The organism is Novosphingobium sp. (assembly GCF_027489515.1).
Lineage (GTDB): Bacteria > Pseudomonadota > Alphaproteobacteria > Sphingomonadales > Sphingomonadaceae > Novosphingobium.
In genome coordinates, this window is record NZ_JAIXZS010000031.1 from 19,284 (window position 1) to 39,230 (window position 19,947).

At 62.9% G+C, this 19,947-nt stretch carries 16 protein-coding genes and 1 tRNA gene; 13 read left to right on the forward strand and 4 right to left on the reverse strand.

Annotation, left to right across the window (positions count from 1 at the left end; genetic code table 11):
* Nucleotides 1-156: 156 nt before the first annotated feature.
* Genes Q0082_RS05555 through Q0082_RS05590 form a run of 8 tightly spaced genes read left to right on the forward strand, consistent with a single transcriptional unit; the run spans nucleotide 157 to nucleotide 8,220 of the window.
* Nucleotides 157-1,599: a hypothetical protein gene (locus Q0082_RS05555; protein WP_298190722.1), complete on the forward strand. Its 1,443-nt coding sequence runs from the start codon at nucleotides 157-159 to the stop codon at nucleotides 1,597-1,599.
* Nucleotides 1,599-2,798 (forward strand): acetyl-CoA acetyltransferase, encoded by a 1,200-nt coding sequence (locus tag Q0082_RS05560; RefSeq protein WP_298164099.1) that lies wholly within the window; start codon nucleotides 1,599-1,601, stop codon nucleotides 2,796-2,798. Before Q0082_RS05555 ends, Q0082_RS05560 begins: the two co-directional genes overlap by 1 nt.
* A gap of 14 nt (nucleotides 2,799-2,812) precedes the next feature.
* Nucleotides 2,813-3,265: a MaoC family dehydratase gene (locus Q0082_RS05565; protein ID WP_298190724.1), complete on the forward strand. Its 453-nt coding sequence runs from the start codon at nucleotides 2,813-2,815 to the stop codon at nucleotides 3,263-3,265.
* Nucleotides 3,262-4,137 (forward strand): CoA ester lyase, encoded by an 876-nt coding sequence (locus tag Q0082_RS05570; RefSeq protein ID WP_298190726.1) that lies wholly within the window; start codon nucleotides 3,262-3,264, stop codon nucleotides 4,135-4,137. Before Q0082_RS05565 ends, Q0082_RS05570 begins: the two co-directional genes overlap by 4 nt.
* Entirely contained in the window at nucleotides 4,134-5,312 is a 1,179-nt protein-coding gene (locus tag Q0082_RS05575) for an acyl-CoA dehydrogenase family protein (RefSeq protein WP_298190728.1), read from the forward strand. The genes Q0082_RS05570 and Q0082_RS05575 overlap by 4 nt, the downstream gene beginning before the upstream one ends.
* A 16-nt stretch (nucleotides 5,313-5,328) precedes the next feature.
* Nucleotides 5,329-6,237 (forward strand): SDR family NAD(P)-dependent oxidoreductase, encoded by a 909-nt coding sequence (locus Q0082_RS05580; protein ID WP_298190730.1) that lies wholly within the window; start codon nucleotides 5,329-5,331, stop codon nucleotides 6,235-6,237.
* Entirely contained in the window at nucleotides 6,234-7,085 is an 852-nt protein-coding gene (locus Q0082_RS05585) for a MaoC/PaaZ C-terminal domain-containing protein (RefSeq protein ID WP_298190732.1), read from the forward strand. Before Q0082_RS05580 ends, Q0082_RS05585 begins: the two co-directional genes overlap by 4 nt.
* A gap of 19 nt (nucleotides 7,086-7,104) precedes the next feature.
* Nucleotides 7,105-8,220 (forward strand): alkene reductase, encoded by a 1,116-nt coding sequence (locus Q0082_RS05590; RefSeq protein WP_298190734.1) that lies wholly within the window; start codon nucleotides 7,105-7,107, stop codon nucleotides 8,218-8,220.
* A gap of 10 nt (nucleotides 8,221-8,230) precedes the next feature.
* Here Q0082_RS05590 and Q0082_RS05595 read toward each other — a convergent pair whose 3' ends face one another.
* Both Q0082_RS05595 and Q0082_RS05600 read right to left on the reverse strand, forming a co-directional pair.
* Complete coding sequence (locus Q0082_RS05595) at nucleotides 8,231-9,790, reverse strand: long-chain-fatty-acid--CoA ligase (RefSeq protein ID WP_298190735.1); 1,560 nt, start codon at nucleotides 9,788-9,790, stop codon at nucleotides 8,231-8,233.
* A gap of 10 nt (nucleotides 9,791-9,800) precedes the next feature.
* The gene (locus Q0082_RS05600) at nucleotides 9,801-10,901 is read right to left on the reverse strand and encodes an NAD(P)-dependent alcohol dehydrogenase (RefSeq protein ID WP_298190736.1); all 1,101 of its coding nucleotides are present in this window, start codon (nucleotides 10,899-10,901) and stop codon (nucleotides 9,801-9,803) included.
* A 315-nt stretch (nucleotides 10,902-11,216) separates the two neighbouring features.
* Here Q0082_RS05600 and nirB point away from each other — a divergent pair, with 315 nt between their 5' ends.
* The 5 genes from nirB (at nucleotide 11,217) to mobF (ending at nucleotide 18,374) form a co-directional block, all read left to right on the forward strand.
* Complete coding sequence (gene nirB / locus Q0082_RS05605) at nucleotides 11,217-13,730, forward strand: nitrite reductase large subunit NirB (protein WP_298190737.1); 2,514 nt, start codon at nucleotides 11,217-11,219, stop codon at nucleotides 13,728-13,730.
* Nucleotides 13,727-14,071, forward strand: a complete 345-nt coding sequence (gene nirD / locus Q0082_RS05610; RefSeq protein ID WP_298173207.1) for a nitrite reductase small subunit NirD — start codon at nucleotides 13,727-13,729, stop codon at nucleotides 14,069-14,071. The genes nirB and nirD overlap by 4 nt, the downstream gene beginning before the upstream one ends.
* Nucleotides 14,072-14,330: 259 nt before the next feature.
* The gene (locus tag Q0082_RS05615) at nucleotides 14,331-14,633 is read left to right on the forward strand and encodes a single-stranded DNA-binding protein (protein ID WP_298190739.1); all 303 of its coding nucleotides are present in this window, start codon (nucleotides 14,331-14,333) and stop codon (nucleotides 14,631-14,633) included.
* A gap of 510 nt (nucleotides 14,634-15,143) precedes the next feature.
* A complete protein-coding gene (locus tag Q0082_RS05620) occupies nucleotides 15,144-15,449 on the forward strand; it encodes a hypothetical protein (RefSeq protein ID WP_298190741.1) in 306 nt (101 codons plus the stop codon).
* Between the two features lie 3 nt (nucleotides 15,450-15,452).
* A complete protein-coding gene (gene mobF, locus Q0082_RS05625) occupies nucleotides 15,453-18,374 on the forward strand; it encodes a MobF family relaxase (RefSeq protein ID WP_298190743.1) in 2,922 nt (973 codons plus the stop codon).
* Between the two features lie 13 nt (nucleotides 18,375-18,387).
* Here mobF and Q0082_RS05630 read toward each other — a convergent pair whose 3' ends face one another.
* Nucleotides 18,388-19,674 (reverse strand): integrase arm-type DNA-binding domain-containing protein, encoded by a 1,287-nt coding sequence (locus Q0082_RS05630; RefSeq protein ID WP_298190745.1) that lies wholly within the window; start codon nucleotides 19,672-19,674, stop codon nucleotides 18,388-18,390.
* A gap of 157 nt (nucleotides 19,675-19,831) precedes the next feature.
* Nucleotides 19,832-19,924: transfer RNA gene (locus Q0082_RS05635), tRNA-Ser, on the reverse strand.
* Nucleotides 19,925-19,947 lie beyond the last annotated feature (23 nt).

Here is a 19,947-nt window from a genome sequence, read left to right on the forward strand (position 1 = left end):
GTCCCCTCCTTGTCTCGCCAGCCTGACCTCAAGGCCAATTGCTCTTGCCAGACAATGTGAAGCTGTTTACTACTGTATTTGAGCCTGTCAAGCGCGAGTGTAGCAAAGCCGCCACTTTGGAGCGATAAGGCAGGGTATCGGATCGAGGAGAAGCGGGTGTCAGGGCTAACGCAATCGTTCGGTATTGCCGCGCTCGGCGGCTATGTCCCGCTGCTTCGGCTAGACCGGAAGGCGGCGGCCCGCGAACTGGCCTGGTCCGGCCTACCAATGCCGCGAACGGGTACGCGCGCCGTTGCCGATTGGGATGAGGATGCGCTGACCATGGCAGTGGAAGCGGCCCGCCTGCTATGCCCGGAAAGCGCGCCGGACGCGCTCCGGTTCGCTTCGACTTCAGCCTATTTCACCGATCGCGCGCAAAGCGGGATGGCTCTCGATGCACTAGCCATGCCGCGCACGGTGCGCACCAGCGATGCCGCAAATTCGCGGCGCGCTGCCACCTCGGCCATGCTCGATGCCCTGTTGGGCAGGCGAGACGAGATCGTGACGGCTGGAGAGAAGCGGCCCACCCAACCGGGCAGTGCGGCGCAACTCGCCTTCGGCGACGGCGCGGCGGCTGTGCGCACTGGGCCTGATGCGCCCGCGAGGCTCGCTGGCTATGCCAGTCTCTCGCACGATCTGGTCGACCGCTACGCGTCGCGCGATCATCCGTTCACCTACGCCTACGAAGAGCGTTTCGTGCGCGATGTGGCAGTGGCCGAAGTGCTGGTGCCGGTGGTGCGCGCAGCGTGTGTAGCTGCCGGCATTGCGCCCGGGCAACTTGCCCATGCCGCCGTGCATGAACCGGTTGGCGGGTGCTGGCGTGCAGTGGCCAAGGCGCTGGACTGCGGCATCCCCAATCATTGTGAAGCGGTTTCCGAAATGGCCGGCGATCTGGGCACGGCCCACGCCCTCTATGGGCTCGGTCTCGCGCTCGACACGGCAGAAGTTGGTGAATTTGTGCTCCTCGTCAGCTTCGGCAGCGGCGCCGATGCCATGGTGTTCGAGGTGACCAGTCCGGTTCCGGGGGCGAGCGCCATGGCGGCGGCTCTCAAGGAAGGGCAGGTCCTCGCGAGCTATTCGCGCTTCCTCAGCCTGACTGGTTCGCTCGAGCTCGACTGGGGCATGCGTGCCGAATTCGAGCAGAAGGCGCAAGCGACTGTTCTCGAACGGGTGGGCCGCGATATGATCGGCTTCATCGGCGGGCGCGACAGCACCGGCAACGTGCAGTTCCCCAAGAGCGCCTTCCCCGTCAATCCGGCGCTGTCTGAGGTCGAAATGATGGAGGACGTGCGGCTAGCCGATCTTGAAGCGAGGATTGTTTCGATCACAGCCGACCGGCTCAACTTCAGCCCAGATCCGCCTTTTGACTTCGGCCTTGTCCAATTCAAAAATGGCGCCCGCGTCCTGATGGAAATGGTCAATCGCCCCGCCGAAGGCTTTCGTGTCGGCGACCGGGTGCGGATGCGGCTGCGCATCAAAGCGCAGAACCGCCGTCTCGGCTTTCGCACCTACTTCTGGAAAGCGGCGCCGTTGATGCGGCCCGTGCTGGGAGACGCCTGATGGCCACGGGAATACGCGACAAGGTGGCCATCATCGGCATGGGCTGCACGCGGTTTGGCGAGCGCTGGGATGTGGGTGCGGACGGGTTGATGGTCGAGGCGTTTCTCGAAGCGCTGGCCGATGCCGGCATCGAGCGCGCGCGAATCGAAGCCGCCTGGGTCGGCAACGCGCTTGATGACATCAACGTCGGCAACAGTGCGCTGCCTGCCGCACACGCGCTGCGGCTCAGTACAGTGCCCGTCACCCGGGTCGAAAACATGTGCGCCACGGGCACCGAGGCGCTGCGCGGTGCGGCTTATGCCGTCGCTTCGGGCGCAGTGGATATTGCGCTGGCGATTGGCGTCGAGAAACTAAAGGATACCGGCTACGGCGGGCTGCCGCTGCGGACCAAGGGTATGCAGAACGATCTGTGGATGCCTTATGGCTCTGCGCCGGGTACCTTTGCCCAGCTCGCTGGTGCTTATGCTGCGCGGCACGGCATTGCTGTCGGAGATCTCAAGCGTGCGATGGCGCATGTTTCGTGGAAGAGCCACCAAAACGGCGCGCTGTCGCCCAAAGCGCACCTGCGCGGCGCGGTCGATATGGAAAAGATCCTGAACGCGCCGCTGATCGCCGATCCGCTGGGCCTGTTCGATTGCTGCGGGGTTTCGGATGGAGCTGCCGCCGCCATTGTGACCACGCCCGAAATTGCCCGCGCGCTCGGCAAGGCTGACCCGGTAACGATCAAGGCGATCCAGCTTTCGGCGAGCAATGGCTGGGAAATGCAGTTCGGCGCATGGGATGGGGCCTCGGTGCCCAATACCCGCGCCGCCGCCGCGCGCGCCTATGCCGAAGCCGGTATCCGTGATCCGCGCGCCGAACTCGACATGACCGAGGTGCATGACTGCTTCTCCATCACCGAACTGGTGATCATGGAGGACCTCGGCCTGTCGGACGACGGCCGCGCGCCTGCCGATATCCTCGACGGGCGTTTTGATAGCGGCGGTGCGATCCCGTGCCAGCTTGATGGTGGGCTCAAGTGCTTTGGGCATCCGGTCGGTGCCTCTGGTCTGCGCATGGCCTACGAGGTCTATACCCAGCTTCAGGGCCGGGCAGGTGAGCGCCAGCGAGGCAAGGTCGACTTTGGCCTGACGCACAACTTGGGCGGATCGCCGTTCAACAGCGTGGCCGCCGTTGCGATCCTCGGCCGGTTGAACTGAGAGGGATTTGAAAAATGGCAGGTCTGTGGTTTGACGAATTCACGGTGGGGCAGGTCTTCCGGCACGAGGTCCGCAAGACCGTGCTGGACTATGAAAACAGCCTGTTTTCTTCGCTCACCTACAATCCGGCGCAGATCCATATCGATCATGCCTATTGCGAAGGTACCGAGTTCGGCCAGCCGCTGATGAACTCGATCTTCACGCTCGGACTGGTGATCGGACTCAGCGTGCAGGACACCACCATGGGCACCACTGTAGGCAATCTTGGGATGACTGAGACGACGTTCCCCAAGCCGGTGTTCTCGGGCGATACGCTCCGCGCCGAAACGCGGGTGCTGGAGCTGCGAGAAAGCAAATCACGGCCCACGCAGGGCATCGTCACCTTCGAGCACATCGGGCTTAACCAGCGCAACGAAGTGGTATGCCGCACTGTGCGCAACGCGCTGATGATGAAGAAGCCGGCATGAGGCTGCGCTCGCTTCTGTTTGTACCAGGAGACAGCGAGCGCAAGTTCGCCAAGGGCCGTTCGGCTGGCGCGGATGTGCTGATCCTCGATTTGGAGGATGCGGTTGCGCCGTCGATGAAAGCCGCTGCACGTGATCTCGTGGCGGGGTGGCTGTGCGAGGCAGACGATGTCGAGGCCAGCTTGTTCGTGCGGGTCAATCCGCTAGATACCAGTCTTACCACCGATGATCTCGCCGCTGTGGTGCGCCCGGGACTTGCTGGCATTCTTGTGCCCAAGGCCAATGGTGCGCACGATATCGCGACGATTGCAGGGATGATCGATCCGCTGGAGGCCGCCGCCGGAATGGCGCCCGGTGCGGTCAAGATCATGGTCGTCGCCACTGAGACTCCGCAGGCGATGTTTGCGCTCGGCAGTTATACCCCGGCGCATCCGCGCCTGATTGGCCTGACGTGGGGCGCGGAAGACCTTGCGGCCGCCATCGGTGCGACGGACAACAAGGAACCGGATGGCCAGTGGACCGAGCCCTATCGCTTTGCGCGCTCGCTGTGTCTGTTTGCCTCGGCTTCGGCCGGGGTGGTGCCGGTCGATACGCTTTATGCTGATTTCCGCGACGGGGCGGGGCTTGAGGCCGATTGCCGCCGGGCCCGTCGCGACGGGTTTCTTGGCCGGATCGCGATCCATCCCGATCAGGTCGACACGATCAACCGCTGCTTTACCCCCTCGGACGAGGAGGTCGCGCATGCCCGCCGGATCGTGGACGCATTCGCCGCCAATCCCGATGCCGGTACGCTCGGGATCGACGGCAAGATGGTCGATATCCCGCACCTCAAGGCCGCGCTTAAGACGCTAGCAGCCGTCGGAGAAACCGTATGACCCAAGCTCGCCCGCTTCCCACCGAGGAAGACCTTCAGGCCATCCGCGAAGGCGTTCGCGCTGCCTGTGCGCCGTTCGGCGATGACTATTGGCTCGCACGCGATGATGACGGCGTGTTCCCGCGCGAGTTTCACCGCGCGATGGCCGATGGCGGTTGGCTTGGGATTACCATGCCTGAGCAATTCGGCGGTTCGGGCCTCGGCGTGACCGAGGCGATGACAATGATGAGTGAGGTCGCAGCTTGCGGCGGCGGGTTCGCGGCGGCTTCTACCATCCACATCAACCTGTTCGGCCCGCACCCCATCGTGGTGGAGGGCACACTGGAGCAGAAGGCGCGCTGGGTCCCGCGGCTCGTTTCGGGCGAGGACCAGTGCTGCTTCGGCTTTACCGAGCCCGACGCTGGGCTCAACACCACGCGGATCAAGACGTTCGCCGAGAAAGTGCCGGGGGGTTATGTGGTCCACGGCCAGAAGGTCTGGACCTCGACCGCCCAAGTCGCGAACAAGATCATGCTTCTGACTCGGACGACCAAGTTCGAGGACTGCGCCCGGCCGACTGATGGCATCACGATCTTCTACACCGATCTCGACCGGTCCAAGATTGATGTGCGACTGATCAACAAGATGGGCCGCAAGGCGGTGGATTCGAACGCGATCTTCATCGACGGGCTGTTCATTCCCGACGAGGACCGCATCGGCGAGGAAGGGAAGGGCTTCGGCTACATCCTCCACAGTCTCAATCCCGAACGCATCCTCATCGGCGCCGAGGCCATCGGCATCGGGCGCGATGCGCTGCGGCGGGGCGTGAACTACGCGAAGGAACGCGTGGTATTCGATCGGCCGATCGGCATGAACCAGGGCATCCAGCACCCGCTTGCGGAAAAGTGGATGTATCTGGAGAGCGCCTGGCTGATGGTCGAAAAGGCTGCGCGCCTCTATGATCAGGGCCTGCCCTGCGGGGCCGAAGCCAATGCGTGCAAGTTCCTCGCCGCGCGCGCTTGCCATGATGCAGCTTGGCAGGCGGTCGCCACCCATGGCGGCTTTGGTTATGCCAAGGAGTACCACGTCGAGCGGCTCTATCGGGAAAGTGCGCTGACCCGCCTCGCGCCAATCACCGAGCAGCTGATCATGTGCTTCATTGCCGAAAAAGTGCTCGGCCTGCCCAAGAGCTATTGAGGAAAAATCCATGGGGATGATGGACGGTAGGGCGGTGCTGGTCACCGGCGCGGGGCGCGGCGTGGGGCGCGGGATCGCGCTCGCTATGGCTGAGGCGGGGGCGGCGGTGGTCGTCAACGACCTTGGTGTTGCGCTGAGCGGTGAAGGCCAGGACGAAGGCTCGCCCGCCGAGCAGGTCGTGGAGGAAATCCGCGCGGCAGGCGGCAAGGCTGTCGCCAACCACGACAGCGTGTCCGACTGGCTCGGCGCGGGCCGCATGATCAAGGCGGCCATCGATAGTTTCGGCCGGATCGACGGGGTGATCAACAACGCGGGCAATCTGCGCGATGTCTACTTCCACAAGATGAGCCCCGATGATTTCCGGGCGGTGATTGAAGTGCACCTCATGGGCAGCTTCAACACCAGCCGCGCGGCAGCGCCCTTCTTCAAAGAGCAGGGCAGCGGGGCTTATGTCCACATGACCTCGACCAGCGGGCTGATCGGCAATTTCGGGCAGGCCAACTATTCCGCAGCCAAGCTCGGGATCGTCGGACTTTCGAAGTCGATTGCGCTCGATATGCAGCGCTTCGGCGTGCGTTCGAACGCCGTCGCGCCGTTCGCGTGGACACGCATGATTGATTCCATCCCGACCGATACGCCCGAGCAGCAGAAGCGCGTGGAGGGCCTCAAGAAGCTTGATGCTAACAAGATCGGGCCCTTGTGCGTCGCCCTGTGCGGCGACGGGGCTGCCAAGGTCACCGGACAGATCTTCGGCGTGCGCAACAACGAGATTTTCCTGTTCTCGCAGCCGCGCCCGATGCGCGCTGCCCACACCGCCGAGGGCTGGACGCCGGAAGCCATCGCTGATCGCGTCTTCCCTCAGTTCGCGAACGACTTTTATCCGCTACACCGTTCGGCCGAGGTCTTCAGCTGGGACCCCGTGTGATCGATCCCGCCGCTATTCTGGCGTATGATTTCGGTCAGCCGGAGCAGACGTATGTGCCGCGCGACGCGATCCTGTATGCGCTGGGCGTGGGGCTGGGCAGCGATGCCCTCGATACGGCCGTGCTCGCCTTCCTCGACGAGCGGAGCCTGGCGGTCCTCCCGACGTTTGCTGTCACTCTGTGTACGCCAGGGATGTGGATCCGTGATCCCGCACTTGGTGTCGATTTTGCCAAACTGGTCCATTCTGCGCAGTCTGCCGATTTTATAGCGCCCCTGCCGCCTGAGGCTCATGTCCGGGGCGAGGCGCAAGTTCTCTCGCTGACCGACCGGGGTGAAGGCAAAGGCGCGGTGCTGGTGCTCGAACGGCGGATTTTCGACGTTGCCAGCGGCGCGATGTACTGCCGCCTGCATCAGACGCTGCTGTTGCGAGGGGATGGGGGTTTTGGCGGATCACCCGCGCCGCGCAACGAAATCGCATTACCGGATCGCGTCCCTGATCTGACAGTCAGCTTTGCGACAAGTCCGCGTGGCGCGCTGATTTATCGCCTCTCGGGCGACTGGAACCCGCTGCACCTCGATCCGGAAGTGGCGCGCGCGGCTGGATTTGAACGACCGATTCTGCAGGGCCTTGCCAGCTATGGCATCGCCGGTGTGGCAGTTTCGCGCGCAGTGGGGCGCGATCCGGCTGCCCTCTCGCGGCTGGCGTGCCGGTTTTCGGGCGTGGTGCTGCCCGGCGACGAATTGGAATTCCAGATCTGGCAACGTGAAGGCGCAGCCGCGCACTTTGCCGCCTATGTCGGCAACCGCAAGGTGCTCGATGGAGGCGAAATCACATGGAGAAACACGTGACTGCGAGCAGCCTGATCCTATGAGTCTCGATGCGTTGTTCCAGCCGCTGCAGCTTGGCGGGCTGACCTTGCCCAACCGGGTGATCATGGCCCCTCTCACCCGCGCCCGCGCGACGCCTGGCAATGTGCCGACGCCGCTCATGGCGCAGTATTATGCGCAGCGCGCCGATTGCGGGCTGATCGTTTCCGAAGCGACCGCGGTCGATCCGCTCGGAATGGGCTGGTACCGGGTGCCTGGTCTTTGGACTGCGGACATGGTCGCGGGTTGGGCGCAGGTCACCGGCGCTGTCCATGCAGCGGGTGGGAAGATCTTTGCGCAACTATGGCACATGGGGCGCCTGGTGCTGCCTGATTACATCGGTGGTGCGCAGCCGCTGGGCCCATCGCCCATCGCTGGGGAAGGGCAGACGTTTGCGCCGCCACCGCCGGACTATGTGGGCGGTTTCCTGCCGATGAAGGCTTACGTCGTCCCGCGCGAGATGACCCATGCGGATATCGCCCATGCGGTCGAAGCCTATGGTACCGGCGCCGCGAATGCGCTGGTCGCCGGGTTCGACGGCGTGGAGATCCACGCCGCCAACGGCTATCTCATCGACCAGTTCCTGCAATCGAACGCCAACCACCGAAGGGATGCTTATGGCGGTGACCTGGCTGGTCGCTCGCGCCTGCTGCGCGAGGTTCTGGACGCAGTGACGGCAGCGGTCGGCCCCGGCCGGGTTGGTATCCGCATCAGCCCGACCAGCGCGCGCAAGGGCATGGGCGATGAAAACCCCGATGCGCTGGCCGATGCCGTCGCAGCATTGGCGCAGGAATTCGGCATCGCCTACATTCACCTGATCGAGCCGATTGCTTCCGGCTTCATGGAGCGGCCCGATAATCCCGTCATCGAGCGCATCCGTGCGATTTTCAAGGGCGTCGTGATTCAGAACGGTAGCTTCGATGCCCCGGCAGCCAATGCCTGCATCGCGGCTGGCAAGGCCGATGCGGTCTCGTTCGGGCGGCCCTATATCGCCAATCCCGATCTCGTGATGCGCATGCGCGGCGGGCATCCACTCGCGGTGGCGGATATGGACCATGCCTATGTCGGCGATGCGCGTGGCTATACCGATTATCCGATGTTTGCGGCTTCGGTTTAGCGCATGATGCTCACCCGACCTGGCGCTTGGCCCCTTCCCAGTGCGGCGCGCGCAGGTCCTTCTTCGAAACCTTGCCCGATGGCACCAGCGGGAAGCTTTCCATGAACGTCACTCGCTTGGGCACTTTGTAGCCCGCCAGCAGCGTTCGGGCGTGTGCGATGAGCGCGGCTTCATCGAGCCCGCTATCGGGCTGGCGGATCACGCAGGCCATCACCGCTTCGCCCCACCGCGCATCGGGCACGCCGATCACCGCGACTTGCGCCACCTCCGGGTGGGTCGAAAGCGCGTTCTCCACCTCGGCGCAATAGATGTTCTCGCCGCCCGAGACGATCATGTCCTTGACCCGGTCGACGATGTAGTAAAGCCCCTCAGCATCGCAGCGCGCTACATCGCCGGTACGGTACCAGCCATTCTGCAGCACTTTGGCGGTGGCTTCTTCCTGTTTCCAATAACCAGCGGTGATAGCAGGCGCACGTGCAATCAGTTCGCCTGGCTCACCCTCGCCAACATCGTTCCCGGCGGCATCGACGATGCGCAGTTCGATCAGCGGCAAGGGGCGGCCGCAACTTTGCAGCTTGGCCTCGTCCTCAAGGTCATGCTCGCCCGGCCTGAGGATCGTGAACGCCCCGCAGGCCTCGGTGGCGCCATAGAACTGCATGAACTGGCACGGCATCTGCGCGATGGCGCGCCGGATCAGGCCCAGCGAAATCGGCGATCCAGCATAGAGCACGAGCCGCAGAGACGAGAAATCGGTCTGGGCCGCGCGCGGATGATCGAGCAGCATCTGGATCATCGTCGGGGTAAGCGTCAGCAAGGTCGGACGGTCGCGCTCGATCGTCTCGCAAATCACGCCGGGATCGAACTGGCGCACGATCGAGACTGCGACGCCGTTGTAGAGGCACTGGAACGCGATGCCGATCGAGAGCAGATGGAAATTGGGCAACGGGTTTATGAATATATCGCCCTCGTGCCATTCGTAGGCGGGCTCGAGATGCTCGCACAAACGCATCCGGTTGAACCCGCCGTGGCTCAGCATCACGCCCTTGGGCTTGCCGGTGGTGCCTGAGGTATAGAGCTGGATGGCAACGTCTTCCTCACTGATGAACAGGTCGGGCTTTTTCGCACTATCGCCGGAATAGCGGCGCTCTAACGTGTCTTCACCATCGAACCAGATCACCTCGACCGCACACACTGAAGCTTCCGCTGCGGCGTTCCACAGGTCTGCCAGCGCGCGCTCGACGAATACGATCCGCGCCGTGCTGTCGTCGATGAGCTGCGCCAGTTCGGCGGCCGAAAGGCGCCAGTTGAAGGGGATAAAGGCGGCGCGCGTTCGGGCCGTGGCGGTCAGCGCGAAGTAGAAATCGGGGCTGTTGAGGCCAAGGAAGCCGATCCGGTCGCCCGGCTCCGCACCATGCGCCAGCAGGCCGTTCGCCATGCGGCTGGAAACCGCATCATACTCGGCAAAGGAGATCGTGCGATCCCCTTGAACCAGCGCGCGCTGCCCGGGCGCGGTGCGCGCATAGTATTCGATGAATTCGCCGAGCGTCCTGACTTCGGGATAGAGCCACATTGGGGTGTCCTCAATCGATTAGCAGCACGGCCTTGACGCATTTCCCGTGGTGGGCATCGTCGATGGCCTCGTTGATCTGGTCCAGGCGATAGGTCTTGATGAACGTCTCGATCGGAAGTCGCCCCGCTTTGTGGTGCGCGATCAGTTCGGGGAGGAACACCGCTGGGTCGGAATCGCCCTCGATGATCCCGCGCACCGTGCCGCCCTGAGTAATGAACTGCACGACGGGAACTGGCAGGACGGCATCAAGCGAGCCCGGCACGCCGAGCAGCCCGATCCGACCGCGATTGGCAATCATGTTCACACTCTGCACGACGACCGGCATAAAGCCGCTGGTGTCGATCACCATGTCCGCGCCTTCGGGAATGATGCCCCGAACCGCAGTGGCCATATCGCCTTGTCCGTCGAGCACATGGGTTGCACCGAGCTGCAATGCCAGCGTGCGGCGGCCCTCCTGCGGCTCGATCACGATGATCGTCGCGCATCCGGCAATCTGTCCACCCAACACAGCGGAGAGACCAACGGCACCCGCACCGAGCACTACGAGTGCTTCGCCTGCCTTTGCTCCGAGCGATCGAAGGACGCCGCCTGCGCCTGTCTGGATGCCGCAACCCAGCGGCGCGAGTACCGCGAGATCAGCGTCGTTATCTACCTTCAGCACGTTGCGCTCGTTCGCGATGGCGAGCGAGGCGAATGATGACTGGCCGAAGAAGTTGTCGGAGATGGGCTGGCCCTCGCGGGTGACACGGGTCGATCCGTCACCGCGTGCGGCGATCATGTTGAGCGGCACGAAGTTGCTGCAATAGGCCGGTGCATGGCGCCCGCAGGGCTTGCACGCGCCGCACGAATTGAAGGTGAGCAGCACCTTGTCACCCGGCTTCACGCTCGTCACACCTTCGCCGACCGCATCGACGATGCCTGCGCCCTCGTGGCCGAGGATGGCGGGGAACTGCAGCCCCATCGCGCCCGAGGCGACCACCAGATCGGTATGGCAGATGCCCGCTGCCTTGATGGCGACGCGGACTTCGCCGGCTTGCGGCTGCGCCACGTCGACTGCCTCAATGGAGAACGGGCCGTTGGGCTGGTTGAGAACGGCAGCAGTTGCCTTCATCGGATCAGTTCCTTGTCATCATTGGCGGTTACGGATCGCCTCATGGTCGCGCCCAAGATAGCGTCGGTTGCGCCTCGCCGCGCATGTCGTAAGTGCACGGCCAGACGCCCCTGGGCATGCCAATCCCGACGTGCTGTTTGCCTTCGGTCGAGACCAGCGCGCATACTTGACCCAACCATCCCATAGCCACTGGCTTGTGTACCTATTGACCTGAGCATTGCGATATCATAATCAGTAAACAAGTGTACAGTAAGTTTTTCGCATAGGCATGCAAGTGGCCCGCTCGCGACAAACTCTGCCAAGGGAAGCCCCCACTTGACTGCCCTGAACACATTAAGCGAGCAAACCTTCGAAGCGCCGTTGCGCGAACGGCTGGTCGTGATCGGCAACGGCATGGCCGGGTGCCGCGCAGTGGAGGAAATCCTCGCCCGCGATCCAGCGAGCTACAGCGTTACGATTTTCGGGGCCGAGCCGCGTGTCAATTACAACCGGATCATGCTCTCGCCCGTATTGGCGGGCGAAAAGACCTTCGATGAAATCGTCATCAACGATGCTGCGTGGTACGCCAATAATGCGATCACGCTGGTGGCGGGCGATCGGGTCACCGCAATCGACCGCGTCAACCGCACCGTTACCGCTCGCTCGGGCCGGACCGAGAATTACGACCGGCTGCTGATTGCGACCGGTTCCGATCCGCTCGTCATTCCAGTGCCGGGGCGCGATCTGGCCGGAGTCATCACGTTCCGTGATCTCGATGATGTGGCCCGGATGATCGCTGCAGCCGATGCTGGAAAGGCTGCCGGCGGGGGCGCGGCAGTTGTGATCGGCGGCGGCTTGCTGGGCCTTGAGGCTGCTCATGGCCTCTCATTGCGCGGCATGGCGGTAACTGTGGTCCACATCATGCCGACATTGATGGAACGGCAGCTGGACGAGGCGGCAGGCTGGCTGCTCAAGGTCGAACTCGAACGGCGCGGCCAAACCATCGTGACCAGCGGCGATACAGCCGAAATTTTGGGCAGCGACGGGCACGTCACCGGTGTGAGGCTCAAGGACGGGCGCGAGTTCCCGGCGCAGATCGTGGTCATGGCCATCGGCATCCGCCCCGCGACTGCTCTAGCCAAAGCCGCCGGGCTCGATGTTGAACGCGGCATCCTGGTGGATGATCACATGGTCACCTCGGATACTGCGATTCTGGCTGTGGGCGAATGCGTGCAGCACCGCGGGGCTTGCTACGGCCTCGTCGCGCCGCTGTGGGAAATGTGCCGCGCAATGGCCGATTACGCCACCGACAAGCCCACCGGTTACGCAGGATCGGTCACCTCGACGAAACTTAAGGTATCCGGCATCGAACTATTTTCGGCAGGCGATTTTTCCGGCGGTGGCGGGGCCGAGGACATCGTGCTGCGCGATGCCGCGCGCGGCATTTACAAGCGCGTGGTGGTGAGAGACGACCGCGTGGTAGGCGCGGTGCTCTATGGCGATACCATCGACGGCGCTTGGTACTTCGACCTGCTGCGCAAAGCCGAAGACATATCGGGCATCCGCGAGGTGCTGATTTTCGGCCAGGCTTTTGTTGCCAAGGGCGCCCTCGCTGACCCTAGCGGTGCAGTTGCCGCCCTTTCTGCAGACGCGGAAATCTGTGGTTGCAACGGCGTTTCCAAAGGCAGAGTCATCGCCGCGATCAGCGCGGGGGCTCGCAGCCTTGATGCGGTGCGCAGCTCTTGCAAAGCCTCGGCGAGCTGCGGCTCGTGCACCGGTCAGGTCGAAACCCTGCTCGCGCTGACGCTTGGCGGCGAAGTGCAATCCGGGCCGAAGACAGTGTGCAAATGCACTCGCTTCAGCCACGACGACGTGCGCCGCTTGATCCTCGAAAGGCAGCTTCGTGCCATTCCACAGCTGATGCAGGAACTGCACTGGTCCACGCCCGACGGCTGCGCCTCGTGCCGTCCGGCACTCAACTATTATCTCCTGTGCGCTTGGCCAGGCGAATACAAAGACGATCAGCAGAGCCGCTTCGTGAACGAGCGGATGCACGCCAATATCCAGAAGGACGGCACCTATTCGGTGGTGCCGCGCATGTGGGGCGGCCTCACCAATCCGCGCGAGCTGCGCGCGATTGCCGATGTGGTGGAGAAGTACAACGCACCCATGGTCAAGGTGACCGGCGGTCAGCGGCTCGACATTTTCGGGATCCGCAAGGAGGACTTGCCCGCGGTCTGGGCCGACCTTAATGCCGCGGGAATGGTGTCCGGCCACGCCTATGGCAAATCGTTGCGCACGGTGAAGACCTGTGTGGGCAGCGAATGGTGCCGGTTCGGCACGCAGGATTCGACCGGGCTCGGCGTTAAGATCGAACGGATGACATGGGGCTCATGGATGCCTCACAAGTTCAAGATCGCGGTTTCGGGCTGCCCGCGCAACTGCGCGGAAGCCACGATCAAGGACTTCGGCGTGGTCTGCGTGGACAGCGGCTATGAACTGCATGTCGGCGGGAATGGGGGGATGAAGGTCCGTGTTACCGACCTGCTTTGCAAGGTTGCGACCGAGGAGGAAGCCATGGACGTGTGCGCCGCGTTTATCCAGCTCTACCGCGAACAGGCGCACTATCTGGAACGCACTGCCCCGTGGGTCGAGCGCGTAGGGATTGATCGTGTCAAAGCGGCGTTGTTCGATGATCCGGGCACGACCGCGTCTCTGGCGCACCGGTTCCGCTTTTCGCAGACATTCATGCAGGATGATCCCTGGGCGAAGCGCGTGGCGGGAGAGGATGCCGAACTGCACAGCCACATGGCCGAAATCCGCCCTCTTCAAACGGAACATGTCGAATGATTGGCGACTGGCTCGACATTGGCCCGGTGGATCAAGTTTCCCCCGGCAATGCCCGCACATTGCCTGTGGTTGGCGCCGAGGAAATTGCTGTGTTCCGCACCTTGGCTAACGAGTTCTTCGCTCTGATCAACAAATGCCCGCACAAGGCAGGCCCGCTGTCCCAAGGCATTATTCATGGTAATGTTGTAACGTGCCCACTGCATGGCTGGAACATCTCGCTTAGGACCGGCGAGGCGTTGGGTGAGGACAAGGGCTGTGTGCCCACCATCCCGCTACGGGTCGACGCCGGGCGGATATACCTGCTGCGTGCAGCGGTAGTGGCCGGATTTAATGCCGCGTGAACCATATCCGCGCGATTTGCGCATATTCCAGAATCGGTGAGGAATGGCAGCGATGGTGAACAGGCCGTACGCGGTCATAACCCTGGGCAATGGCGAGCCTGCGGCCGATTTAGGGCGATTGGTGAATGCGCTCCCAGTGACGCGATTGGACCCGGACTCTACTCTGTCGATTTCCTTAAGCACGCGAATGATTCTGGGGCACCTAGGCGGCAGTTTGCCTGCGTGGTGGTCACGATAGATCAGCTCCTCTGTTTGATTGGTGAGCCCGCAAGGTCAAGGCTGGCCAGATTGCGCGCGAAAGTGGAACCGCGTTAAGTGTAAGCCTGCCAAGGACAGAGAGTTCTACCGAATTACCTGCTTCAACGGCCTCAATGCAAACGTCGCCAAGTTCTGCCGCAAGGGGCAGCTGGTGACGGTCGAGGGCCGCATCCGCTACACGCAGTGGGAAGACCAGTCCGGCACCAAGCGCTACGGCTGCGAGATCATCGCGGACAAGGTCGACTTCCTGACCAATGGCCGTATCTCCTTCGGCGAGAGCGCTCCCGACATCGACGAGGATTGAAGGGCTCATCCCGCTCGAACAAGGCCCCTGCAGACCGATCTGCCGGGGCCTTATCTGTGCTTGAGCCACAATCGGCATCGCGGGGGAATCGAGCCCCACGCGCCGCCGTGAAGTGGTGGTCAGGTGGTACACTTGCGGTACCAACAGGCCTGCGCCTGAGGGCAACCGGAGATCCCGCTAGTCCTGCCGTCCTGATCCCGGTTGTCAGTCCTTCCGCGAGCCCCAAACAACTATTCTGGAATGGGGAAAGTAGGCACACCGTACCCGGGAGCCCGGTGTGCTGAGTTGCGCAGAAATCCGCGACTTCGCTGTGTTTGGCAGCGCTGCGCCCGGATGATGTCACCTAATGTCAGCTCCGAATCTGCAAGTCAGAGTGATTTGAATCTGAATACAGCTCTGTTTTGTCGGCATAAAATAGCGCTTTCCTACAGCCCGGCCCTGACAGTATCGTAAAGTCTCGTTCCGGAGGGGTTTCCGGCCGAGGGGTGCGGCCAACGCGAGTTGGGACCCATGCGCTTTGCGCTCCAATGTTATGTCGATGAGAGCCTTTATGAGGCTGTGAAGGCCGCCGCTGCCGCATCCCACATGAGCGTGAGCCAGTGGCTCAAGCTGGCGGTAATCAGCACGATCGAGGGTCACGACGAGGCCGCTTTCCGCGACCGGTTGATGTTCCATTTGATCTTCGCGTCTACGGCTGCCGAAGGCTTGCTGCTGGCGCATGCCGACGAGGCGATCCGCGCGCGGGTCCATAAAACACATGGCAAGAAGCTGCGCGAATATCGCGAGCAGATTGCTCCTTTCAGAGAGGGTGACTGAGCCATGCTCTCTGTCGCCAATGTGCGCTCAGCCGGTGGTGCCGCCAGCTACTTCGCCAAGGACAATTACTATGCCTCTGCCGATGCTGATCGGTCCGGCATGTGGGTCGGCAAGGGTGCCGAACGGCTGGGTCTTTCCGGTATGGTCGAGCCGCGCGCCTTCGAGGCGATCTTGCGCGGCGAACTCCCCAGTGGCGGTCGCATCGGCCGGGACGGAGCTGCCCATCGCGCGGGTACGGACCTGACTTTCTCGCTCCCCAAAAGTTGGTCGCTGCTCGCGCTCGTGGGCAAGGACCAGCGCATCGTCGATGCCTACCGCGAAGCGGTGATCGAGACGCTGCAATGGGCCGAACGGAATGCCGCCTTCATGCGCATGGAGAAGGCCGGCAAGGAACGGCAGGTCCAGACCGACAACCTGACCGTGGCGCTGTTCCAGCACGACACCAACCGCAATCAGGAACCCAATCTCCACTTCCACGCCGTCGTCGCCAACATGACTCAGACCAAGGACGGGACATGGAAGGCGCTGCGCAATGACCGGCTGTGGGAGTTCAATACGCTGCTCAATGCCATGACCATGGCGCGGTTCCGGGTCGCGGTCGAGAAGCTGGGATACCGCATTGGCGACGTCGGCAAACATGGCAACTTCGAAGCAAATGGGATCAGCCGCGAGGCGGTTATGGCGTTCTCGACGCGGCGACAGGAGGTGCTCGAAGCCCGGCGCGGCGGCGGGCTTGAAGCCGGCGTGATCGCCACGCTAGCGACGCGTTCTGCCAAGCAGCACGACGTTGATCGGGGTGCCCTTCAGTCGCAGTGGCAGGACCATGCTTGGGGGCAGGGTCTCGATCTTGAAGGGATGGTGCGTGATGCCCGTGAGCGGTCGGGGGCCATGGCACTTGTCGCGCAGCGGCGGGACCAGGATCGCCCATCGATCGCAGAACGCGGGAAGGTGATGGTGCTCGAACTGGCCGAGCGTCTGGGCCTCAAGCAGGGTGATCCCTTGGTCCCGGCGCGTATCCACTTGAGACCTGCGCAGGAGATCGCCGCAGCCCATGCCGTGGCCTCGGCCGTGCGCCACCTGTCCGAGCGCGAGGCGGCGTTCAAAGCGACCGATGTTGCCAAGGCTGCGCTCGATTTTGGCCTGCCTACGACCATGCCGCTGATCGAAAAACGCATCGTGCAGTTCGCCGATCAAGGGGCGCTGAACAAAGGGCGCGGCACCATGCACGGCTGGCTGACGACCACCGATGCTGCAGCGCTGGAAAGCCGCATGCTGGCCGAGATTGGGAAGGGTAAGGGTGCAGCAGTGCCGATCCTGCCGAGCGACATTGCCGGCGCCCAACTTCAGGCATCGGCCAGCTTCAACTTCGGCATGACGCTCAATGCAGGTCAGGAAGCGGCTGGGCGGATGATCCTGTCATCGACAAACCGGATCGTCGCCGTGCAAGGCGTGGCCGGCGCTGGTAAATCCAGCTTGCTGCGCCCCGCCGCGCAGATACTCAGCGAGAACGGCAAGCGGGTAGTCGGGCTCGGCGTGCAGAACACGTTGGTGCGTATGCTGGAGCGCGAGACGGGTATCCCGTCGATGACGCTGCACCGCTTCCTTGGGCAGCACCGCAAGCTGCTCGACGGGAATGCGAGCAGGGCCGAGCTGGCGGACGCGCGGACTGCTTATCGTGACACCGTGCTTGTGCTGGACGAAGCCTCGATGGTCTCGACCCGCGATCAGGACCGGCTCGTACGGCTCGCCAACGTGCTAGCGGTCGACCGCCTAATCCTGATGGGCGATCCTAAGCAACTGGGTGCGGTCGAGGCGGGCAAGCCGTTTGCGCTGGCACTGGCGGCCGGCACCGAGACCGCGCGCATGGATACCAATCTCAGGGCGCGATCGGAGACATTGCGGCTCGCTCAGGCGGCAGCGCAGCAGGGGCGAACCGGTGAGGCGCTGGAACATCTCAGGGATCATACCGTCGAGGTCAGCGAGAACGGAGCTCTTCTTGCTGCCGAGCGCTGGCTGTCGCTCCCGCCCGCCGAGCGCGAGCGGACGGGCATCTATGTCTCGGGCCGGCAGTTACGCGATGAGGTGAATGCCGCAGTGCAGACAGGCCTAGCTGCCAATGGCGAGATCGGTCCCGACGCCGTGAGCCTAACCGTGCTCTCCCGCGTCAATACTACGCGCGAGGAACTGCGGTATATCCGGACATATGAGCCTGGCATGGTGCTGGAACTGGCAACCCGGCAGTCGCGCCAGCATCTGAGCAAAGGACGCTATGACGTTGTCAAAGTCGATGCTGGCAGGCGAGTCGTCGAACTTCGGGATTCTCGCGGCTGGCAACATACGTTCGTCCCCTCGCGCCTAGGCGCAGCAGGAGACAGTCAGGCCATACAATTACATGAGCGCAAGCCGCTCACACTCTACACTGGCGACACCATCCGCTGGACCGCCAACGATCGCCAGCGCGCGCTGATCAATGCCGACAGGGCCGCGATCACCGCCATCACGCCCGATAGCGTGACCGTGCGCACGTCGACCGGTATGGAGCACACCCTCAGGTCTGAAGACCGGATGTTGGCTCGGATCGATCTGGCCTATGCGCTCAATGCCCACATGGCGCAGGGGCTGACGTCCGATAAAGGCATCGCCGTCATGGACAGCCGCACCCGCAAGCTGCTCTCCGCTCGCACCTTCCTCGTGACGATCACTCGCCTGCGCGATGAGCTCACCTTGATCGTCGACAACCGCGACAAGGTCGAGCTGGGCATCGGTCGCAATCTCGGTGACAAGACTTCGGCGCTCGAGGTTACCGAGCGGCTCGGCGCGGCGGCGGCCAAAGGGCAAGAAGCAGGTAAGCCGCCAGAGCCTCAAAAGCATGCCGAGCTTGAACGCACGATCGAGCGTGTGAAGCCTTTCGAGATGGGAATTTGATGCCGGGCTTGCCTTATCGGCTCGGCCAACCAAGCATCTTCGCTGGCTCAGGAAAAATCCCGAGCAACATTGCACCCCATGCCTCGGTGATTTCGCGGCGACGCTTGAGGTATGCGGCGCGATTGTAAGCACCCTCCGAACCCGACACACCTTCAGGAATATGCGCCAGCATCAAATCTATGACATGGCGATCCCCCGGCGTGCCCCTGCGTTCGGCCCACTCGTTCATGATGGTCGAGAACGAGGCCCGCCAGCCATGCGGCACATGCCGGCCCTGATAGCCGCAGCGGTTGTAAAAATAGCTCAACGTGTTCTCGCTCATCGGCACTCGGGCATTGCGGTTGCTGGGAAATATCAGCGGCCCGCGTCCCGTCAGCACATGCACTGCGCGCAGCACCGCCACTGCTTCGGCAGACAGCGGCACCAGATGTTCAAACCCATCGTTGTGCTTGAGCTCCAGCATGAGTTTCATCCGTGCGGCTGGCACGCGCCACAGCGCATCCGGGCTAGGCTCCTCGTTGCTCCATTCCACGTTCTCGATCTCGGTCCATGGCAGGGCCCGGATCATGCCGGGCCGCTGAGCGGTCAATGCCAGAAAGCGTGAGGCCAGCTTGGTCAGCGGCGAAGCGGGCTCCGCCTCGGTGTTGCGAATCATATCATGCAGAGCATCGATCGAGATAAGCGCCGGACGCTTGCGGGCGCGGGGCACGGGCTTCAGCGCCTTGGTTACCACGCCCGCCGGATCGCGCGCCGCCGCGCCCTCTGCGATCGCATGGACAAACACTGCCGAGATCCTCTGCCGGACCCGGTGCGCGGTCTCGATTGCGCCGCGCTTCTCGATCTTGCGCAAGACCGAAAGTACGAGCGGCTCATCAATCTCGCGGATGGGCAGCTTGCCAATCCAGGGAAACACTTCCTTCTCAAGGCTGCCGATGACATCGCCTGCATGGATCGGCGTCCAGCGGCTCTCCTGCAGGTCATACCAGCCCCGTGCCAGCGCCTCGAAAGTGTTACTCGAAGCAACCGTGCGCGCCACCTTGGCCTTCCGGGCTTCGAGTCCCGGATCGCGTCCCTCGGCCAGAAGCTTGCGCGCCGCAATCTTCCGATCACGCGCCAACTTGAGCGGAACTTCAGGGTAGCTTCCAAGGACAAGTCGCCGTTCCTTGCCAGCAAACCGGTACTTCATCCGCCAGCTGCGATGACCGAACTTGGTCACGTAGAGGTACAAACCCTCAGAATCGGAGAGCTTGTAATCCTTGTCCTTCGCCTTGGCATTCTTGATGGTAAGTTCTGTGAGCATTGATGCCCCCGGATCTGTGATTGAGTGCCCCGTCAACGCCCCCGGATGGGCGCGGCTTCACAGGGATCAATCGAAACAAACAGGGAACAATTCTGGCCGCAGATCGGCAGAAATGCAAGGAAAATGGGATGTTAGAGGAACCTTGCAGATCGCAAAGTGGCGGAGACGGAGGGATTCGAACCCTCGGTACCGGTAATCCCAGTACGACGGTTTAGCAAACCGTTGGTTTCAGCCACTCACCCACGTCTCCGGATCGCAGCGGCGAGGGCGGGC

What these genes read in the sequence shown, in the direction of transcription:
- Q0082_RS05590 (WP_298190734.1), top strand. Translation starts at nt 7,105, where the DNA reads ATGAGTCTCGATGCGTTGTTCCAGCCGCTGCAGCTTGGCGGGCTGACC.
- Q0082_RS05575 (WP_298190728.1), top strand. Translation starts at nt 4,134, where the DNA reads ATGACCCAAGCTCGCCCGCTTCCCACCGAGGAAGACCTTCAGGCCATC.
- Q0082_RS05630 (WP_298190745.1), bottom strand. Translation starts at nt 19,674, where the DNA reads ATGCTCACAGAACTTACCATCAAGAATGCCAAGGCGAAGGACAAGGAT.
- Q0082_RS05580 (WP_298190730.1), top strand. Translation starts at nt 5,329, where the DNA reads ATGATGGACGGTAGGGCGGTGCTGGTCACCGGCGCGGGGCGCGGCGTG.
- nirD (WP_298173207.1), top strand. Translation starts at nt 13,727, where the DNA reads ATGATTGGCGACTGGCTCGACATTGGCCCGGTGGATCAAGTTTCCCCC.
- Q0082_RS05595 (WP_298190735.1), bottom strand. Translation starts at nt 9,790, where the DNA reads ATGTGGCTCTATCCCGAAGTCAGGACGCTCGGCGAATTCATCGAATAC.
- mobF (WP_298190743.1), top strand. Translation starts at nt 15,453, where the DNA reads ATGCTCTCTGTCGCCAATGTGCGCTCAGCCGGTGGTGCCGCCAGCTAC.
- Q0082_RS05560 (WP_298164099.1), top strand. Translation starts at nt 1,599, where the DNA reads ATGGCCACGGGAATACGCGACAAGGTGGCCATCATCGGCATGGGCTGC.
- Q0082_RS05570 (WP_298190726.1), top strand. Translation starts at nt 3,262, where the DNA reads ATGAGGCTGCGCTCGCTTCTGTTTGTACCAGGAGACAGCGAGCGCAAG.
- Q0082_RS05620 (WP_298190741.1), top strand. Translation starts at nt 15,144, where the DNA reads ATGCGCTTTGCGCTCCAATGTTATGTCGATGAGAGCCTTTATGAGGCT.
- Q0082_RS05565 (WP_298190724.1), top strand. Translation starts at nt 2,813, where the DNA reads ATGGCAGGTCTGTGGTTTGACGAATTCACGGTGGGGCAGGTCTTCCGG.
- Q0082_RS05600 (WP_298190736.1), bottom strand. Translation starts at nt 10,901, where the DNA reads ATGAAGGCAACTGCTGCCGTTCTCAACCAGCCCAACGGCCCGTTCTCC.